Genomic DNA, 19,441 nt, shown 5'->3' with positions numbered 1-19,441 from the left:
GTTCATTCCCCAGGCCTGCATGATCTGTTTTAAAATAATGCTGCCTAGCTGGCGCATAAAGCGGCGCGGCAGTCATTTGATACAAGGGAGACTCAGCTGTGGACACAAGACAATGGATGTCGGTAACGCTTTTCCTCGCAACGGCAATAATGCTGTTTGTCTCATTCTTATCCTACCGGAAACGCCATCTGCCCGTTGCCAAAACGATGATACTGATCATGCTGTCAGCGGCTTTTTATGCACTTGGCTACGCGTTCGAGGTGTTGAGCCGCAATCTGGACGAAATGAAGCTGTCGCTTCAAATCGAATATATAGGCATACCTTTTGTTTCTACGCTCTGGCTGCTTCTAGCGATCCAATTTACCGGGACGGCGGTTCGTTATCGAAGGCGGCTCGTGCTGCTGCTGTTTATTGTCCCCGTAATCGTCTTTTTCCTCCATTTAACCAACGACTGGCATCATTTGATTTATGAGCAATATATCCTGAATACGGACTCTGCGATTCCTTTGTACACGACAATCAAGGGGCCATGGTATGAGGTGCACACCCTCTATAATTATTCCGTTCTATTATGCGGGATACTGCTGTTCATTCCTATGTATTGGCGTGCTTTGCCGATTGTGCGCAAGCAAATCGTCGTTCTTCTGCTCGGCGCTGCTGCGCCTATGTTTCTTAATACGTTCTTTTGGACAGGGCTGAGCGTCGATTTGACGCCGTTCGGATTCGCCGTATCAGGTATCGCCTACGTGTGGGGGATTCTCCGGTTTAATTTGCTTCGCTTAACGCCGCTTGCGCTGGCGAAAGTGTTTGAAACGATCCGGGACGGGGTCGTCTTACTCGATTATGAGGATCAAATCGTCAGCTACAACCGTGCGGCGGAAGAGGTGCTTCCCGAACTTGGTTTAACGAAGCGCTACCCCGCTGATATGGAGAAAGTGCTGACGGCAAACCCAGAGCTGCTTGAGCGCATTCGAGCCGCAAGCGGCGGGGAAGAACGTTTCCCGTTCCATAGAGTGCATGCGAACCGGAACAAATATTATAACTGCAGCATTTCGCTCGTCTATGATTCGGGCAATATTTTGATAGGCAGAATTTTAATGTTCAACGATATAACGGAGCTGAAGGAGAGCGAGGCGCGGCTTCGCGAGAATGCCCGGCAATTGTCAGAGCTGAATGCGTTCAAGGACAAGCTGTTCACCGTCGTGGCGCATGACATTCGTGATCCGATTGCGCTCCTCGTCAGCTTGACCGAGCTGCTGGGCGATGAGTGGACGGCCGCTGACTTCGAGCATGCCGAATTGGTGCGGGAGCTCAAAGGACAAGTACAAAGCACGTTCAATCTCGTCGATAATTTGCTCGATTGGTATCGCAGCCAGAAAGGGAAGGTCGTGTTTCGTCCTTTAGGCTGGAACTTGCAGCAGGTCGTGCGTCAGGCTTTGCTGCTCTCCGGCGCGAAGGCTGGCATGAAGCAAATTCGTATGCTGGAGAATATCGATGAGAAGCTTACGGTTAGAGCGGATAAGGAGATGCTGGATCTCATTTTGCGAAACCTGCTTTCGAATGCGATCAAGTTTACGGGAATAGGCGGGGTGATTGAAGTGGGGGCTGCTCTCGAAGGCGATATGATCGTCGTATCCGTACGAGACAACGGAGCGGGAATCGACGATGAGACATCGGAATTGCTGCGCCTGGAGGAGCCGTTTTTGAAAGGATTGGTTAGCGGGGATGATTCGGGGGATACGAGGTTCGGAATAGCGCTGACACGCGAATTTGTTCGCATACATGGCGGAAGCCTTTGGTTCGAGAGCGAGCCGGGCATTGGAACGACCTTTTCATTTACCTTGTTCGGATCGGCTGGTATACGGGAAACGTTCGATAACGGTGGATGGGAGGAGGACGCAAATGAAAGTTATTTTGGTGGACGATGAGCCAACGATGCATTTAATTTTGCGTAAGATGCTGGTTAAGCTGCCCGGCATTCACGTGGCGGGCACTTTTACGAATACGCAGTCCGCAGCCTCCTTTCTCAAGGAGAACAGCGATATTGGATTGGCTTTGGTAGACCTTTCTATGCCGGGCGAGAGCGGGATGGAGTTCGCAGCCAAGCTCGAGGCTTCGGATTCGCGCATACAAGTCGTCTTTGTCACGTCGCACAAGGAGTTTGCTCTTGAAGCGTATGAGCTGTCCGTGCTGGATTATTTGGTTAAGCCCGTTTCACAAGAGAGGCTGCAGCGGACCGTATACCGCGCGCTTGCGAATCAGCGTGCGATCGATTCATTGTCGATGCTGCCTCCGGCTACCACAGATTCAGGCAGCATCGTCCTAACGATGCTAGGCGACGTCGCCGTGAGCAATGGAGCGGGCCGCGTCAAGTGGATCTCGCGGAAATGCGCGGAATTGTTCGCTTATTTACTGTTATACCGCGGCAAACGAATCCCCCGTTCCAGGCTGGTCACGGATATTTTCGGAGGGATGCACCTAGCCAATGCAGAGAACTATTTGAACACGACCGTCTATCAATTGCGCAAATCGCTCGAGCCGCTTGGGATGCGAGAGGCCGTGCGCTCGGAGAACGATGGTTACGCCCTGGAGTTAAAAGCTCCCGTCATCGATTACGCGGCATTTGAAAAGCAAGCGGAGCAGCTGCAATCCATCGATAGCGATAATGTGGAGAGGGCGCTGCAAATCGAACGGCTGTATACGGGCGATCTGTTCGGGGACAAGGCTTATGTGTGGGCGATTCACGAGACGGAGCGTTACGCGGAATTGTACGCCTCGTTCGTTAAGAGGGTTGCCGAGGTACTCATTTCGAAACGTGATACGTCCTCCGCCTCAAAGCTGCTGCTTAAGCTGAACGAGCGCAATCCGCTGGATGAATCGGTAATCCGCCAGCTCATGACGATACGCGAGATGACCGGAGACAAAAAAGGGCTAAACGCTCTGTACACCGATTATGTTCGGCTTCTCAACCGCGAGCTTGGCATTCGCCCATCCGCTGAGCTGATCCATTTATACGACTTGCTGATAAGCCGGCTTGCCGATAAAAAATAATATAGCTGGCTTGTTTAATTCATCTATTTTTTTCCTGCAAGCATGGGTATTACCTGATATACTATGCAGCATGCTAAAATAGGGGAAAGAGAAGGGAACAAGGAGAAACCTTGATCCCTGCGCTCTTTCCCCTCAATTTTTGTCATTTAGAAATAGCCTTAAGGAAACGATGGTGGATATGAAAATTGAATTTGAGAACGAAATAATCGAATGTAATGTGATATACGGAAACAGAGAGAAAATTTCCATTCAAATAGACTCGTTAGGATTTATTACCGTGAAGGCTCCCAATGGGACTAGCGAAGCGGTTATTGTCAAGGCTGTGGAGCATCATGGGAAAAAGATTGTGGACAAGCTGCATCTCATCGCGGAAGCCCGGAACAAGCCTAGGACAAAAGAATATCAAGAGCAAGGAAAGTTTCTTCACCTTGGCAAAGAGTATTTCCTTCATGAGCTAATTGACACCGCGGGTTTGGATGAAGAGGAGCTAAAGAAAAATCTTAAGAAGTTTTATTTTAATAGCTGTAAGAAAGTAATAGGAGAGAGAATTAAGAGCTATCAAGCGCAGCTGAAGGTCAAACCTAAATCCATAGAAATCGAAGAGTCGCGGACGAAATGGGGAAGCTGCAGCTCCAGCAAAAATTTAACCTTTAATTACCGGCTGGCCATGGCGCCAATTGATGTGATCGATTATGTAATCATCCATGAGCTATGCCATTTGCTTCATATGAATCATGATCGGTCTTTTTGGCGGCGCGTCGGCAGCATTATGCCTGATTATAAAGAGAAGGAAGAGTATTTGGCGCGGCACGGGCAAGCAATGACACTTTAGACACGAGACACGAATATATATGCGAAATAACAGGAAAGAAACTTCTGCGTTCGATTAACAGAGGTTTCTTTTGCTATTTTAGGCTATGGAGCGGAGTAAAATCAGTTATAAAATATACATTAGTTAATATATTAATTGATTAGCAAATATGTTATTATGTCCGTGTGGAAAGAAAATGATCAGCTTTACATTAGGTTATGTGTGCTTTCTAATACAAAGATGACAGGTGATCTTCTATGGAACATGACAACAGAAACAGGATTAACGATAACAAGATAGCGCATTATAGATTTGATAATCCCGGGCATGTTGGACTGGACAGCTCCGGGAGAGGCAATGACGCGGTTGCATCAGGCTCAGCGCAACCTTGGGTTCAAACGGTAGGAGGCAGAGCTGCGGTTACGCTTGCTGGCGGACAAAGCGGCACATCCTATTTGCAGCTGCCTGCCGGTCTTTTGGAGGAAGTCAGCGACCATACGGGGATCACGGTTGCTGCTTGGGTTTACGCCGGTAAAGGAGCCAGCGTATGGGAAAGAATTTTTGATTTTGGCAAAAGCCAGACAGGGCCTTATCTCTTCCTGACGCGTCAATTGCGCGGTACTTGCTTTGCAGGAGAGGACTTAGTCGCTGATCCTGGAAAGTCCTTTGCAGCGGGAGAATGGATGCATATTTCCATGTCTGTTACAGGAACAAAGGGCGGCACATTAAGCAGTGCAGGCCCTGTTATATATGTTAACGGCGAAATGGTTGCCGACGGGTCGATCAGCCAGACTTCAAGCGGTACGTATGCCAAGCTGCGCGCATGGTTTGCCTCGTTCTCGGACTCATCGAATTACAGCAACAATACAATCGGGAAGTCCCAATATGATGCGGATATGGATTTTTGCGGCTCGCTATCGGACTTCCGAATCTATAAGGCGGGATTAACGCAGGACGAAATCATCGAGGTCATGTGCGAAGCGTTGACCGATGAAGAGATTGTCAATCTTGCCAAGGATAAATACTTATCGTTTCCAACCTCTATTATTGCAAAGGATATTACATTGCCTTCAGCGCTCATGGGCGGAAAGGTAGAGGTATGCTGGCAATCAAACGATACCGAAATTATTTCAAATGCCGGTGCGATTGGCAAAACGATTAATTCGGCAAAAGGCGTAACCATTACCGCCGTTTTAAAGAAAGGCGTTAGTGCGGTGGAAAAAAGCTTCGCCGTGTCCGTGCTTCCCGAAGACTTGCCGCCTTACACGTTAACGATTAATGGCAGCCATGAAATATTGGATGTCAGCAACGTGATGTACGGTCTATTTTATGAGGATATCAACAACGCTGCTGACGGCGGCATTTATGCTGAGCTCATTCAAAACCGCTCCTTCGAAGCGTTTGCGTTCGACAGCTATTCGCATGTATGCGGTGAGCACGGCACTTCGACAGGCAGAAATTATACGCCTCTGCACGCATGGTCAGGCGATTTGAATAAAGTGGTAGTCAAGAACGAGGGCGGCCTTTACGACTTTTTTGGAATCGAAGATCAAGATGTGAATGCTCACTATGTGACGGCAGCAGGCGGCGCTACCATTTTTAATAGAGGCTTTGCGGATTCCAATCAGCGCTGCTCGATGTTTATTCGGCAGGATGCGAGGTACAACTTTACCATTTGGGCTAAAGCAGAAGCCGCCGCAGCCATAACGCTGCAATTGCTTAATGAAGAGGGCAAGGCAATAAGCGATACAGTAATTGTAGAAGTAAATGGCGATGGCACATGGCGAAAATACGGCATGGACGCGAAGCTTGTATTAACGGGTTCAGCTACCATGCTTGGCCAGCTTTCTATGACGTTTAGCGGCGAGATTTCGATCGATATGGTCTCTTTAATGCCGGAGGATGTATGGGGTGCTGGCGAGGAAAAACGCTCCTTAACAGCCCATGCCAACTATGTTGGAAATCCAAACTACCGATTGAGAAAAGATTTAGTGAATGCGTTAGTTGACTTGCATCCTGCTTTCCTGCGTTTTCCCGGCGGCTGTATTTCAGAGGGCTCTCACGTCTGGGAAAATATTTACGACTGGAAAGAATCCGTCAACGATATTGAGCTGCGCAAAGAAAACTTTAACGTATGGGGCTACATGATGACGATGGGCCTTGGTTATATGGAATATTTCCAATTAGCGGAGGATCTGAATGCAGCGCCGCTCCCGGTTATGGCCTGCGGCGTGCTTTGCCAAGCCCGTTCGGATTATGTTAATCCTGCCGGCGGCGCGCTGAGAGATTATTACGTTAAAAACTTTACGGACTTAATCGATTTTGCGATTAGCACGGATTTTGAACATAATGAGTGGGCTGCTCTGCGCAAAAGGATGGGGCATGCCGCTCCGTTTGACCTGCACCATTTGGGCGTGGGCAATGAAAACTGGGGAACGGAGTTTTTTGCCAACTTTGAGTATTTCAAAACAGCGATTGATGAATATATGGACAGGCATTATCCGGGTTATGAATTAACGATTATCTCTACCGTTGGCGCGCAAGCGGATGATGATGCCTATCAGCAGGGCTGGAAGTTTTTAAGCGGTAACGTAAAGGGCTCGGAACTGTTCAAATTTACCGATGGGAAATCGAGCATCGAAGAAACGGTTACGTGGTATGAGAAGCAGAAAAACTACATGGATACGATAGCCGATGAGCATTACTATCGCTCCAACGAGTATTTGCTAGAGAACGCGGACCGCTACAACTATTATTACCGAGCCTATCATAAAGACGGCAGCCTGAATGAGGCGGAGACCTCCAAGGTGTTTGTTGGCGAATATGCCTCTACGGATAAGAACACGTTGGCAGGCGCAGTTGCAGAGGCAGCGATCATGACTGGCTTCGAAAATAATGCGGATGTGGTCAGATTGGCGGCAACAGCGCCATTATTCAACAAGGTGCTAACAGATGGCACGTATAGATGGACGCCGGATTGCATCTGGTTCGATGACGAGACGGTGTGGTATACGCCAAACTATTACGTCCAGCAGCTGTATGCCAAATACCTCGGCAACAAGGTTGTAGGCACTTCATTCACTACTTATCGGAACGGCGAGAGGACAGCGCTTATTCCTCATGGCGGAATTGAATTGGCAGCAGGAAATGCAGCGATTGTGGTCAAGCACGCAAAAGTGACCTCAAACGCGGACGGCAGCGTGCTGCTGGAGCAGGATTTTACGAAGCCATTGGACGCTGCATGGAAAGTCATTCCGGGCTCGGATGGCTATACGGTTGATCCGGTCAAAGGCTTAGTGCTTCACGCACAAAGCAGCGGCCTGAACGGGTTGTATTTGCTGAATGAAGCATGGACGAACTACAAATTAGAGGTCGTTGCGGAAAAGATAGGCGGCGAAGACGGCTTCTACGTTGGCGCTGGCTTGACGGATATCTCGCCGGATCAAAAAGATGTCATCGAATATGCGATCGGCTACAAGGGCAGCGCAACCGGCGTCAAAGTGTACAAGCGAGGAATCGAAGGGTATACGCTGGGCGATTATTCCTCCAGCACGGCAGCCGGCAACCTAAGAGCGAGCTGTTATGAAGCGTTAACCAATCAAACGGAATATACGATTACGGTTGACTACGGCGGCGCGAATGGGAAACAGCTAATCTGCTCTTATACGGATGGCATAACGACTAGCAAGGTTTTGGAATACAAGCTCGAAGCTTATAATAGAGAGATTTACAACTCGGTTACGAAGGATGACAAGCATATATACGTGAAGCTTGTGAATGCCGACAGCGTGGAGAAAGCTATTAAGCTTGATTTTGCAGGGATAAAAGTGACGTCCGCTGGCAAATGGGTATCATTAACCGGCGACTCCCCGCTTGTGCATCTTCCGAATGTAAACAAGAAGAATGATGAGAAGATTGCACCATGCGAAAAGGTAATAAATGTGGATAACGGCACGGCAACGATAACCTTGGCTGCCCATTCCGTAAACGTGCTTATTTTGGCACTCATTTAACAGGATGCAAGTCAAATAGGATGGAGCAGGAATAATAACCTGTTTCATCCTATTTTTGTCTATAATCCATTTCAATTCCTCGAAAGTCATTTAAACAGATATTTACATAATATCGATTGGATAAAATCGAGAAATGTTGTTTTATGTCCGATTTTATTTTAGTGTTCTTGTTTTTGTGTGATTTTTACACAATTTTATTACTGATGTTAATATTCCCATTACAAAACGGACTCATGATAAAGACTGTCGCTACCCTTATAAGTTTATGCGCTTAAACAACAACTTGAGAGGAAGGGTGAGGAAAGACAGGGCAACCAGACAACAAAAATCATTTTGCCGATGGAAATGATCATTTGCCAAAAGAGCACAATAAGAAAAATAGAGGTGGAGATAAGCCGTATGGTGTTATTAGAAAAAAGACTAACGAAGATTTTGTTATCCCTTGCCATTATGCTGCAAGTCGCATTGTTGCCCATTTCGGGTATGGTAGATCGTCAAGTAGCTGAAGCTGCTGCGAACACTACATTCAAAATTGCGGTTCTCCCTGACACGCAAATGTATGCTCGTCACAGCCCGGAAATGTTCAATTCCCAAACGAACTGGATAAAAAAATTCCAGCATAGCGAAAATATCGTGTTCACTGCTCAACTTGGTGACATTGTCGATCAAAGCACGGAAGAACAAGAATGGAAAAATGCCGACCATGCCTTTAAGATTTTGGACGATGCGAATATTCCATATGGATACGCGCCGGGAAATCATGATGTTGCTTACTGGGACGATGAGGATGCTCGTGATGACAATGACATGTATAATACGTTTTTTAATCAATACTTTAAGCCTTCCAAACGCATGGCTAACAAACCTGGATTTGAAGGCGCGTCACCGAAAGGCTACAGCTCCTACTACACATTTGACGGCGGAGGGAAAACCTTTCTTGTTCTTTTCCTAGACTGGAAGACAGGCTCAGACTCATTGAATTGGGCACAAACCGTGTTGAATGATAACCCTACCCTTCCAACCATCATTGCTACCCACCAGATTCTAGATATTGAAGCCGATGGGAAAACAGCGAAAATGACGGGGAATGGCCAATATATTTGGGACAATCTCGTTAAAAACAACAATCAAGTTTTTATGACGCTTAACGGCCACCACCATGGAACAGCACATATGGTCCAAAAGAATGCCCAAGGCAATGACGTATTTATGTCCGTTATTGATTATCAAGGCTCTTATCTGGGCGGAAACGGCATTATGCGTACGATGGAATTTAATTTGGATGCCGGGACGATTTCAACGGAAACATTCTCGCCTTGGGTCATGAATATGCCTTTGGATGAGCGGGACCCTAGCTATGATTTAGAAGAAATTACGGATGGCAATAACAAATTCACGATTAACATGGACTTCAAAAAACGGTTCAAAGGGGTTTGGGATACGCAAAACAGCGCGCCAACCGTGTCTGATTCAACGTATAACACTTCGACAGGGAAGACAATGAGCGCAAGGCTGAGTGCTTCTGATAAAAATGGGGACAAGCTGACTTACTCTATCGTTGATTCGCCTGCGAAGGGCACTCTCAAATTAACCGACAAATCGAAAGGAACGTTCTTGTATACATCCGCTCCAGGCAAGACAGGAGATGATCTGTTCACGTTTAAGGTGAATGACGGCTTCGTCGACTCTGCTATCGGGACAGTGAAAATTAAAATTCGCGAAGCTTCGGATAACAACGGCGAGGTTGCGCATTGGAAATTCGAGAAGCCGGCTGACGGTTCTTTTAACGTAAAGGATGTATCCGGTAACGGCAATGATTTGTACATGGTTGATCTCAGCACTAAGGATCTTCCTGATATGGGGATGAAATGGACGGATGATAGGGCACCGTTCTCCAAAAGCATGGGCAGCTTGCAAATTTCATCCTATGGTAAATTTCCAGAAGAATTGGCTTATTTGCGGACACCGGACGATGCGCCGTTAAACGCCATGACATTCCAAAATGGCTATACCGTCGAAGCTTACATCCGCTTGGCTGATAACTTTGATAAGGACAAAAACGGTTGGATGGGTATCCTTGGACGTTATGGCACAGGTGCTGACGGCGGGAAAACCGATGGGAACAAAGAAGAGCCTATCGCTACGTTGTCGATCTCCAATCTTAGACAGCTGCAGTGGGCTGTTTATCCAAGCAATTCCAATGATCTTAAGACCAACTGGTCCGGTGAAATGTTCTATGACTGGATTCACGTGGCACTTGTAAACGATACGAAAACGACGAAAATGTACTTTAACGGCTCCCAAGTCATGATGAATGATGACGGTCCAGATTCTGTAGGTTTATCCACGGCTACAAAAAACGGCAAGTTCGTGCCATGGATCGTTGGTGCTTATCATTATGACAATGTATTTGAAAGAGCGTTTAACGGGTCGATTAATGAAATTCGGATTACGGACCATCCGCTTGACCACTCCGAGTTTTTGCTGAACGACAATACGATGCCAGTCAGCAATGATGCACAGGTGACGACGGACCAGAACAAAGCAGTTAACGGCAAGCTTTCGGCTGCTGATGCAGACATGAACCCGCTATCGTATGAAATCGTAGCTCAGCCCAAGTACGGCTCAGTCTCGGTGGACAAAAACACAGGCGAATACGTTTACACACCGAATAATGACTATAGCGGCGCCGATCAATTCACATACCGTGTATATGACGGCAAGGTGTACTCTAACGACGCCCACGTCAGTGTGACGGTCGTGAAAAATAATGCGCCTAAAGCATTTGACGGCAATTTTATCGTTGCTCTAGGAAATGAATTGACCGGAATACTGAAAGCGGAAGATAAAGACGAGGACAAGCTTACTTATGAACTAGTCAAGCAGCCGGGCAAAGGAACGTTTGAATGGACGGATGCGTCCAAAGGCGCCTTCAAATATGTGCCAGCAAGTGGACAATCAGATTTTGATTACTTTACTTACCGCGTAACGGACGGCAAAAACGAATCGCTTGAAGCGGCAGTAATCGTAGAAATTGCAAATGCATCCGGTACAGGAGATTGGAAGGCGTCCAATTTGGAGTATACGATTCGCCAAGGCGGAACGTTTAACGGTACCTTCTCCAATGCGGTCGATCAAAGCAATCGCGAAAAAGTACTGGGCGTTACGCTAGTAAGCGTTCCGGAAAAAGGACAGGTAACCGTAACCGAAGCGACTTATGGGTCGTTCGTTTACAAAGCTGATCCAAGCAAGACAGGCACAGATGTGCTCACATTCAAAATTAGCGATGGCAAAAGACTGACGAATACAGCTTATGTTCTCTTCCATATCGAGCCAAACAACAAGCCAATAGCCGCGAACCTTCAGCTTCAAACGCTGAGGGAGAGCAAGGTGGAGGGGCGGATGGATGCGAGTGACAGCGATAAGGATGCACTCAGCTACATGGTCGTCGACCAGCCGAAGTTTGGCAAGTTGACCGTAACCGATGCCGTATACGGAAAGTTTAATTACGTGCCTAACGCTGGTTTTACCGGAACGGACAAGTTTACTTATAAGGTAAACGACGGAATGTCTGACTCCAATACAGCTGAAGTTAATATTATTGTTTCTTCACCTTCGAGCAATAATGGCGGCGTTGGAGGACCGGTCGTGATCCCGCAGACGCCAAAACCGGGCGATAATAAGCCGGAAAAGCCAACCGTGCCGCCAGTAAAACCAGAGAAACCTGCGGATAACACCGAAAAGCCTGCAGCTCCTGTGAAGTTTGACGACCTATCCAGTCATTGGGCTAAAGGCGCAATCGACAAGCTAAGCGCACAAAATATCATTAGCGGATACCCGGATCAGACATTCAAGCCGGAAAAAGAGATGACACGTGCGGAGTTCGTTGTTTTGTTAGTGAAAGCTCTGCATTTGAAGGGTACGGACGGTCCTGAATTTAGCGATCTTAACGGCCACTGGGCTGAAGAAGCAGTCAAGACAGCTGCTACGCTAGGCATTATCCAAGGGGTAAGCGATTCAACGTTTGCGCCAAAACAAAAGATTACACGAGAGCAAATGGCGGTTATTCTCGTTCGCGCCCTAAAGCTGAAGGTCGACAACGGGGAGAAAACTAAATTCGTGGATCAAAAGGATATTTCCGATTGGGCAGTCGGCTCCTTACATGCACTAGTAAGCCAAGGCATTATCGAAGGTTATGAGGATGGTTCCTTCCGTCCGGATAAAGCGATGAACCGCGGCGAAGCAGCATCGGTGATCGTTAAATTGATGGAAATACAAGCAAACTCATAACTAGAAAAAAGAAGCTGTTCCGAGCCGCATCATGTGGCTTGGGACAGCTTTTTTTGATAGTCAGGCTTTCAGGTAATCCAGAAATATTTTTTTTAGAACAGCAAGCTGATGATCGTTTTCTAGATCCGATTCGAACAGGAGAATGTTTTTTTGCATGGATAATTTTTTTGAAAAAAGGCCAAATGTATTGATGAGCGTAGTTAATGTTTCCTTGACCGGAAGATCGGACCGAATGGATCCATCCTCCATGCCATTTTGAATAATCCTCGCATACTCGCGTGATATCAATCGATTCATGGCGTTGAATTGTTGAATATCCTCTAAAGGGACGGGTGAGTGAGAGGCATAGCTCTCGAAATCAACCATAAATTTTATGCTTGAATGGTCAAGGTCCTCGATAAACAAATCAAATAATTTTTCAAGCTGCTCGAGGCATGAAAGAGGCAATTCTGCTACATCATGAAACCGTTGAAGCATCGGTTCAAGCAGCTTGGTAGCGACCGCGACGATAAGCTTTTCTTTTTTTGGAAAATAGCGAAATAAAGTTGCGATGCCGATGTTCGCGTCAGTGGCAATATCCTGCATCGTCGTTTTTTCGATGCCCTTATGATTGAATACGCGCTCTGCCGCTTCTAGAATCGTGATGAGGCGCTGCTGCTTGCCGTCAAGCCGTTCTTTCTCGTATCTTTCTTTTGGATCCATGAGAGGTTAATCCTTTCAGATTAGCGATTTCGATTACATGTAGTATATCCACTGCTTATCCTTTAAGCAAGGAAGGATTGAGCTTTTTTTATGAGTGTGATATGATTATTATCATAGTGATAGTAAAACTATCATTAAGGTGATTAAACAACAAAGGGGACATGCACACATGACTCGTCTTACTGGGAAAGTCGCAATTATTACTGGAGCAGGCAGTGGTATGGGGCGCGAAGAAGCACTTTTGTTTGCAAAAGAAGGGGCAACGGTTGTCGCAACCGATATTAACGAAGCCGCTGTGCAGGCCGTTGTGCAGGAAATTGAAGCAGGTGGAGGACAAGCTGCAGCCTATGCGCATAATGTAAGCTCGGAGGAAGCGTGGGTCAGCGTTGTTGATCAAACGATCAAGACGTATGGCAAAGTGGATATCTTAGTAAACAACGCAGGCATTTCTCATGCTGTCGGGCTGCTCGATACGACGGTTGAACAATGGAATAAAGTTATGAGCATTAATTTGACCAGCACTTTCCTTGGCATGAAACATGTCATTCCACATATGCAAGCTAATAACGGCGGCTCGATCGTCAATATATCATCGATTGCGGGTCTATCAGGCGGCAGCGGAGCGGGGGCTTATACGGCTTCCAAAGGGGCTGTCCGTATGCTGACGAAAGCGGCGGCTGTCGATTTTGGCAAGGACCATATCCGTGTCAATTCGGTACATCCGGGCTTTATTGAAACGCCAATGAGCGCGGAATTCGTAAATAACAAACAAATGCTGCAATGGTTCTTGTCTCAGACGGCATTGCCTAGAGTTGGACGTGCATCCGAGGTGGCTGAAGCTGTCTTGTTCCTAGCGTCTGACGAATCTGCTTATATTACAGGCGTTGAGCTGCCTGTAGATGGCGGCGTTACCGCAAAATAATAATCGATTGCTTAAGGGCTATCCCGCTTCGGGATAGCCCTTTTGTTGTGAGTGGAGAAAAGGATATAATAAAAGGAGCTTATAGCCATTTGGAGGACAATCATCATGCCAACCTTTTCCCGTACAGATTCCATTGGAATCATTCCACCGAATATTACCGTGTTTCAAGCTAGGCCAGAGGATACGGATGCTGTATTGCAGCTGCTCGTCCGTACGGCTGAGTGGTTAAAGAGCAAAGGCTCTACGCAGTGGAGCGGCTTGCTGCAAGGCGAGGATTCCCATCAGACACCGGAGGCAATCAAGCGCGGGGAAGTTTACATTTTCATGCAAGAAAATATTTTGGCAGGCATGGTCATGCTTATGCAGCGCGAGAGCGCTTGGGATAGGGAGCTATGGGGAGATGAGGGCCATTCCTCCTCCATCTATCTGCACCGTCTAAATATTAACCGTGAAGCCGCAGGCAAAAATCTAGGCGAGGCCATCGTTCACTGGGCCGACTCCGGTATTCAATTCGCAGGCAAAGACCGGATTCGGCTTGATTGCATTGCGAATAACCCGAGGCTGAACGCCTTTTATGTGAGCTGTGGTTATGAATGTAAAGGCTCTGCCTCTAATCCGATGGGAGAGTTTAATAAGTATGAGAAGCTTATTAGCTCCAAATAATTTGCAAATGAAAAGGACGGAGCAGCTGCAACAGCCTGCTCCGTCCTTTTGTCGCCTTGCTAAGTCAATTTCAAAGCATCAAGCAATCTCATGACCGTTACAGCTGCTTGCGCTTTGGTCACTTTGGACAAAGGCGCAAACGTATCCTGGGACACGCCTAACATAATTTGCTGCTCTACGATAAGCGCAACCGATGGTTTGGCATAGGAGGAAACCGCTGCTTGGTCCTTGAAATGTTCAAGCACCGAATTGTCTGCTACACTCGTCTTGCCCGCATACTTCAGCGCATTCGCGAGTATGACGGACAAATCCTGACGGGTGATGGAGCCGTTAGGGTTGAAGTCATCCTTGGTTGTGCCTTTGATCAGCCCTAGTTTCTTGGCAGCTACAATATCACCGGCAAACTCGGAATTGCTGTCTACGTCCTTGAACGGGTTATCAGCTGCATTAGGCAATATGCCCAAACCCTTGACAATCATGGAGATGAACTCGCCTCGGGTAATAGCGCTGTTTGCGCCGAAACGATCTGTCGTCTCTCCAGAGACGATCAGCTTGGCCGCTGCGCGCTCCACATCTTTGCGTGCCCATTCCATCGTTACATCATTAAATTTGAAGCTTGTTTCAACGATGGTGTAAATGCTGTTTCCGTTTCTTATTAATTCCGCGGTTACGGTTCCATCCGAATTCGGAGTGAATTTGGTAGGGACGGAGCGGAACTGGTCGGAGCCTGGCAGATAAACAACGCCGGTTGCCCGGTTCACGTCGATATCCTTCGCGCTTAAAGTAAAGATGCGGCTGAACATATGTTGACCGAAATCAGTCACTTCAACGTATGTGCTGCCCGTTGTGAGCTTCTCGATTTTAAAATCAAGCGGCTTAGCAAGCACCTTCAGCCCGCTAGCTTGTGATAGCTGCTCGATCTTGCCTGCGCTGCTTGCATCCGGCGCTGTGATCGAGATTTTAATGTCGGCGGAGAGATGGATAGCATGAACCGGAATCAAGTAGGAAACGCCATGCAAGACGATGGATATGGACGGCATTTCTCCTTTTTTGGCAATCGCTTCGATAACGGCTTTAGTGATGAGGATATCCGCTTGCTTCGCCTCTTTGCCTACCGTTACTTTAAACGTTGCAGAATCGGCAGCATTGATGGTCTTAATAGCCGCATCTGCCTGCACATTGACGGTCCATTTATCTCCGTCTTTCGTGATGCTTGCATCAAGCTCATCCTTCGCTTTAGCTGGCGGCGGAGTCGAGCCTCCTCCTGGTGAAGTGGTTACTGGTGTTTTCGCGACAATAACTTGGCTAGCTGCGGAAACTCTCAGCACTTGAGCATCCTTTTTCCCGACAGCAAGCACATGGATTTTGTAGTCGGCATAGGAAGCAAACGCGCTTTCAGTAAATTTGGTTTCGGTAACGGTACCTGCATATACATTATTGACGTACACTTCGTAGCCCGATGCTCCGGTTACTGCGTCCCATTTCACCTGCAGCTCATTGTCGGTTTTAGCAATAATCGCAAGGTTGGAAGGAGCAGGCAACGCGGAAGCATTCACGGAGCCGTCAATTGGCAAATCATGAACGAGCTGCGTGGACAAGGTTTTGTTGCGGTCACCGCTAATATCCCAGCTCATTACTCCGGCCAAATCCAATGATTTGACGAGGGAAGCGTTGTAGATCATTGATGTTTGGTCATTGTACGTAATAAAGTAGCCATTTTTCTTGTTGTACAAAAAGGCAACTTTGGATGCTTCGTTCCAATTGCGGACATAACCATCTTTGTTTATATAGTTGTTTTCTATATCGGAGTAATCAAAGATACCTGCTTCCCAAGACCCCGCCGGAATGGCGGTACAGGTCTGATATTCGCCGTTCTCAGGGCAGCCGCTCCAGCCTTTGCCGTAGAACGGAATGCCGAGCACCAGCTTATAGGCAGGAACCCCGCCATTCAAATGGCCTGTTGCTCCGCCTCTTACATTGTTGCGCGGCGCAGAATCTCGCGGATGGTTCTTATCTGCGTACAACGGAGCATTATGATGAGCGAGCAGCTCCCAGCTTCCGCTGTAATCATAGGTCATAATATTGATAAAATCCAAGTAGCTGACGGAATTAGCAAAATCCGCATTCACAGTAAAATTGTCGCCTTGGCCGGAAGCGATCGTCAGCAAGTAATATTTGCCGTCTTCCGAGCCGGCTGCATCCAACGCATCACGAACGGTTTGCATCATGAGCGTGAAGTTTTGCTTATCCTCTGGAAGATGACTATTGTGCGTCTCTCCGCCCTCAACGGGGTACTCCCAGTCGATGTCGAGGCCATCCAAGCCATACGCACGAAGGAACTTCACAGCGGAGTTAGCGAATGTACGACGGGTTTCCTCGGTTGCTGCCATGTTCGAGAAGTTTTTGGACCATGACCATCCACCTACTGAAACCATCATTTTTAAATGCGGATTATCTTCTTTGATCGAAGCAAACGCTTCAAAGTTTTTTATATCGTTGTCATGATCGCCTAGGACGATTTCGCCGTCATATACATAATTTTTTTGTAGTGGAATTTTTTCGTTCTGACATGCTGTCGAGCCTGTTCCGTACTTTTTCCAACACAGATCCGCGAAGGCATAATTGATATGCGTCACTTGCGATACATCAACCTGATCCGGCTTGAAATTCCGGGCTGTCTCGGAGACAGACCAAGACGTATAGTACGTTACGATATTATAGTTGCTTCCCGGCACGGCGCTAATCGAAGCGCTCTTCGGTGATTCCCATAGATTGTTTTTGGCTGCGACCGCAAAAGCGTAGGATTGGCCTTCTTGTAGGGCAGCCGCAACATAACGGTTCGACTGGCTTGAGCCGATTAGCTTGCCGTCTTGATAAATATCGTAGCTTGTAGCGCCAGGCGTAGGAGCCCAGCCTAGTGAAGCGGTCGTCCGGTTAGCCGTGACGACTTGAACATCCCTGGGAGCTGCGAGTTGTCCCCATATAAGCTCCACCTTATTGCTTTTCTCTGATGCCGTCATTAATTTATTAACCGTTTTTTGTGCGCCAACCTCAAAATAAACCGAGCCAGTTACGGTGTCAGGAACGGTATATGTAACCATATTGGAACCGTCCCATACGCCGGATGTCCATTTTCCATTGACGTAGAAATCATAGCCATCCGCGCCAGGACTTCCCGTCCATTTCAAGGTTAAGCTGGAATCTGTTACGGCTGTCACCTTCAAATGTTGTGGAGGCGCGAGTGGCGGCTCTTTGTATTCGCTTTTATCTTCCGTAGTGGTAAAGGTGACCAAGTTGCTCTTAAGCTCAGGCGTAAGATTTGGCGCTTGGATGCCGTCAGGGCCAATATAGAAGGAATACGTAGTATTTGGCGTTAGGCCGCCGACGGTTTGGGCTCCGCTGTTCGCCCAAAGAATATATTTATTGTTCTGGTCCCAAATCCAATAATCATTAATACCCGGTGCGGCATCCCAGGTTAAGGAAACGGTATTATGCGTAACCTCAACGACTTTTAAATTCTTAGCACCCGCGGCGGGAGGTTTGACAGGTTCGCCCGCTGGCGTCGTAAACTCGATGATATTGCTCTTGTGTGCTAGGGTATAGGGCCTCTCGAACCAAGTAATATAAAGCTTATACGTCGTCTCGGGCTTCAAATCAGTAAGTGTACGGCTTCCGTTATTTCCCCAAGTGTAGTAGTCATCCGTCCCCGCATACCAAACGTCAATGTCGGAAATAGCGTCATTACGATCCCATTCAATCTTAGCGCTAGTAGCGGTTATAGAGTCGGCTACAACTCTTAAATTTTGCGGAGCAGAAGGGTCTGCTTGAGCCGGGGGGGCGTTTTCAGCGGCGTAGGATACAGAAGAATTAAGAAACGAGCTAAACAAGAGGACAAAGCTGAGCAACAGCATATATATCTTCAAATCTTTTTTTCTGGCAAAAAAATCCACCATATCACCTCTAATTGGAATAGTCGAACCGTGCAGCATTTTAATTCATGCGCATGTCTGGGTGTCGATGTCCGATCGTGCTGGTTGGATAGTTCCGGATGGCATTATGAATGGGGAATCTCGATGACTGGGAGAAGAGCCGTAAAAGCATTTTAAAGCGATGATTGTGTTGTGAGTGAACGTACTAAACCCGCACCTCCCCTTTAGCAATTGTAAAGATTTTGTGTACCTACTATTATCATGGGACGAATAGAGAGAGATGGGAAGGGGGATATTCTATTTACAATGGGGTAAAATTGTATAATTATGCAATTTGGCGGAGTAATTGCGATATTTGGATGATAAGTGCATGAAACGCAAAATGTTTATATCATTCCGCTTTGATTGACGGCAGGAAACGAATAGGTTATTGTTAAAGTCGCTTAAGGACACTAAAGGAGCTACAACATGCCTACAATTATTGCAAAACCGTTCGATCAGGACGTGCAGACGCTATTGAGCGAGCTACAATCGGGTTATCATGCAGGGGAATTGAGCAGGAAGGATCGCTCGGAGCTGCCCGAACAGATCTATATGATTGAAGCGGATCAAGAGATGGCCGGATACGGCGTCATTTGGGAATACGAGAATGGAAAGCAGTTAATTCAGAAGGCGGAAGCCGATTATTTTAGCGATGATGAGAAGTATCTGCAGAAGGACTTCTATATTGATATCAAGAACAAAAAGGATTTTATATTTATTGAAGCGCTGGATGTTCTGAAACCGTTTGAAGGCAAGGGTTATGCTGCTTTTTTCATTAACTGGCTCAAAGAGAAATATCCGAACAAAAAAATGTATGTGTATTCCATAGATAAATCGCAGAACTTCTGGTTTAAGCAAGGGTTCGAGGTTTTGAGCAGCACGGCGTGGATGACTTATAACTAAGGGTATTCACGTGCTCGGAATAGTGAAGGAAAAGGATTGAACGATATAAATGACCGAGGAGATGCTGCGTATGCATCTCTTTTTTTTGTTTACAGCGATGCCCCCACTAAACCTA

10 protein-coding genes are annotated in these 19,441 nt (G+C 47.1%); 8 read left to right on the top strand and 2 right to left on the bottom strand.

The annotated features are described in order from the left end of the window. The first annotated feature begins 98 nt into the window (after positions 1 to 98). From A7975_RS21180 to A7975_RS21160, 5 genes are all read left to right on the top strand, one after another. Complete coding sequence (locus A7975_RS21180; protein ID WP_065386455.1) at positions 99 to 1,928, top strand: sensor histidine kinase; 1,830 nt, start codon at positions 99 to 101, stop codon at positions 1,926 to 1,928. Next, on the top strand, positions 1,903 to 3,051 hold the full coding sequence (locus tag A7975_RS21175) for a response regulator (RefSeq protein WP_053372656.1): 1,149 nt from the start codon (positions 1,903 to 1,905) through the stop codon (positions 3,049 to 3,051). Before A7975_RS21180 ends, A7975_RS21175 begins: the two co-directional genes overlap by 26 nt. A 178-nt stretch (positions 3,052 to 3,229) precedes the next feature. Continuing rightward, on the top strand, positions 3,230 to 3,883 hold the full coding sequence (locus A7975_RS21170; protein ID WP_065386847.1) for a M48 family metallopeptidase: 654 nt from the start codon (positions 3,230 to 3,232) through the stop codon (positions 3,881 to 3,883). Positions 3,884 to 4,119: 236 nt separating this feature from the next. Further along, complete coding sequence (locus A7975_RS21165; RefSeq protein WP_065386454.1) at positions 4,120 to 7,875, top strand: alpha-L-arabinofuranosidase C-terminal domain-containing protein; 3,756 nt, start codon at positions 4,120 to 4,122, stop codon at positions 7,873 to 7,875. A gap of 399 nt (positions 7,876 to 8,274) precedes the next feature. After that, on the top strand, positions 8,275 to 12,165 hold the full coding sequence (locus tag A7975_RS21160; protein ID WP_065386453.1) for an Ig-like domain-containing protein: 3,891 nt from the start codon (positions 8,275 to 8,277) through the stop codon (positions 12,163 to 12,165). 60 nt (positions 12,166 to 12,225) lie between these two features. Here the strand turns inward: A7975_RS21160 and A7975_RS21155 are convergent, their stop codons facing one another. Beyond that, the gene (locus A7975_RS21155) at positions 12,226 to 12,867 is read right to left on the bottom strand and encodes a TetR/AcrR family transcriptional regulator (RefSeq protein WP_053372652.1); all 642 of its coding nucleotides are present in this window, start codon (positions 12,865 to 12,867) and stop codon (positions 12,226 to 12,228) included. A gap of 169 nt (positions 12,868 to 13,036) precedes the next feature. Here A7975_RS21155 and A7975_RS21150 point away from each other — a divergent pair, with 169 nt between their 5' ends. Beyond that, complete coding sequence (locus tag A7975_RS21150) at positions 13,037 to 13,789, top strand: SDR family NAD(P)-dependent oxidoreductase (RefSeq protein WP_065386452.1); 753 nt, start codon at positions 13,037 to 13,039, stop codon at positions 13,787 to 13,789. Between the two features lie 105 nt (positions 13,790 to 13,894). Then, positions 13,895 to 14,452 (top strand): GNAT family N-acetyltransferase, encoded by a 558-nt coding sequence (locus tag A7975_RS21145; protein ID WP_141680380.1) that lies wholly within the window; start codon positions 13,895 to 13,897, stop codon positions 14,450 to 14,452. Between the two features lie 59 nt (positions 14,453 to 14,511). Here the strand turns inward: A7975_RS21145 and A7975_RS21140 are convergent, their stop codons facing one another. Further along, positions 14,512 to 18,405, bottom strand: coding sequence for a glycosyl hydrolase family 18 protein (locus A7975_RS21140; protein WP_065386451.1), 3,894 nt, complete (start codon positions 18,403 to 18,405; stop codon positions 14,512 to 14,514). Positions 18,406 to 18,849: 444 nt separating this feature from the next. On the opposite strand from A7975_RS21140, the gene A7975_RS21135 reads away from it, so the two are divergent. Beyond that, positions 18,850 to 19,326, top strand: a complete 477-nt coding sequence (locus A7975_RS21135) for a GNAT family N-acetyltransferase (protein WP_065386450.1) — start codon at positions 18,850 to 18,852, stop codon at positions 19,324 to 19,326. Positions 19,327 to 19,441 lie beyond the last annotated feature (115 nt).

It is taken from the genome of Bacillus sp. FJAT-26390 (genome assembly GCF_001682865.1).
In the GTDB taxonomy this organism is placed as follows: Bacteria; Bacillota; Bacilli; order Paenibacillales; family Paenibacillaceae; genus Pristimantibacillus.
The sequence above is the reverse complement of the archived record's forward strand: the minus strand, read 5'-3'. Positions and strand labels throughout refer to the sequence as shown.

Bases quoted from the DNA above. Each gene is read 5' to 3' on its own strand.
- A7975_RS21165 (WP_065386454.1), top strand. From the start codon at position 4,120: ATGGAACATGACAACAGAAACAGGATTAACGATAACAAGATAGCGCAT.
- A7975_RS21150 (WP_065386452.1), top strand. From the start codon at position 13,037: ATGACTCGTCTTACTGGGAAAGTCGCAATTATTACTGGAGCAGGCAGT.
- A7975_RS21135 (WP_065386450.1), top strand. From the start codon at position 18,850: ATGCCTACAATTATTGCAAAACCGTTCGATCAGGACGTGCAGACGCTA.
- A7975_RS21160 (WP_065386453.1), top strand. From the start codon at position 8,275: ATGGTGTTATTAGAAAAAAGACTAACGAAGATTTTGTTATCCCTTGCC.
- A7975_RS21145 (WP_141680380.1), top strand. From the start codon at position 13,895: ATGCCAACCTTTTCCCGTACAGATTCCATTGGAATCATTCCACCGAAT.
- A7975_RS21170 (WP_065386847.1), top strand. From the start codon at position 3,230: ATGAAAATTGAATTTGAGAACGAAATAATCGAATGTAATGTGATATAC.
- A7975_RS21140 (WP_065386451.1), bottom strand. From the start codon at position 18,405: ATGGTGGATTTTTTTGCCAGAAAAAAAGATTTGAAGATATATATGCTG.
- A7975_RS21155 (WP_053372652.1), bottom strand. From the start codon at position 12,867: ATGGATCCAAAAGAAAGATACGAGAAAGAACGGCTTGACGGCAAGCAG.
- A7975_RS21175 (WP_053372656.1), top strand. From the start codon at position 1,903: ATGAAAGTTATTTTGGTGGACGATGAGCCAACGATGCATTTAATTTTG.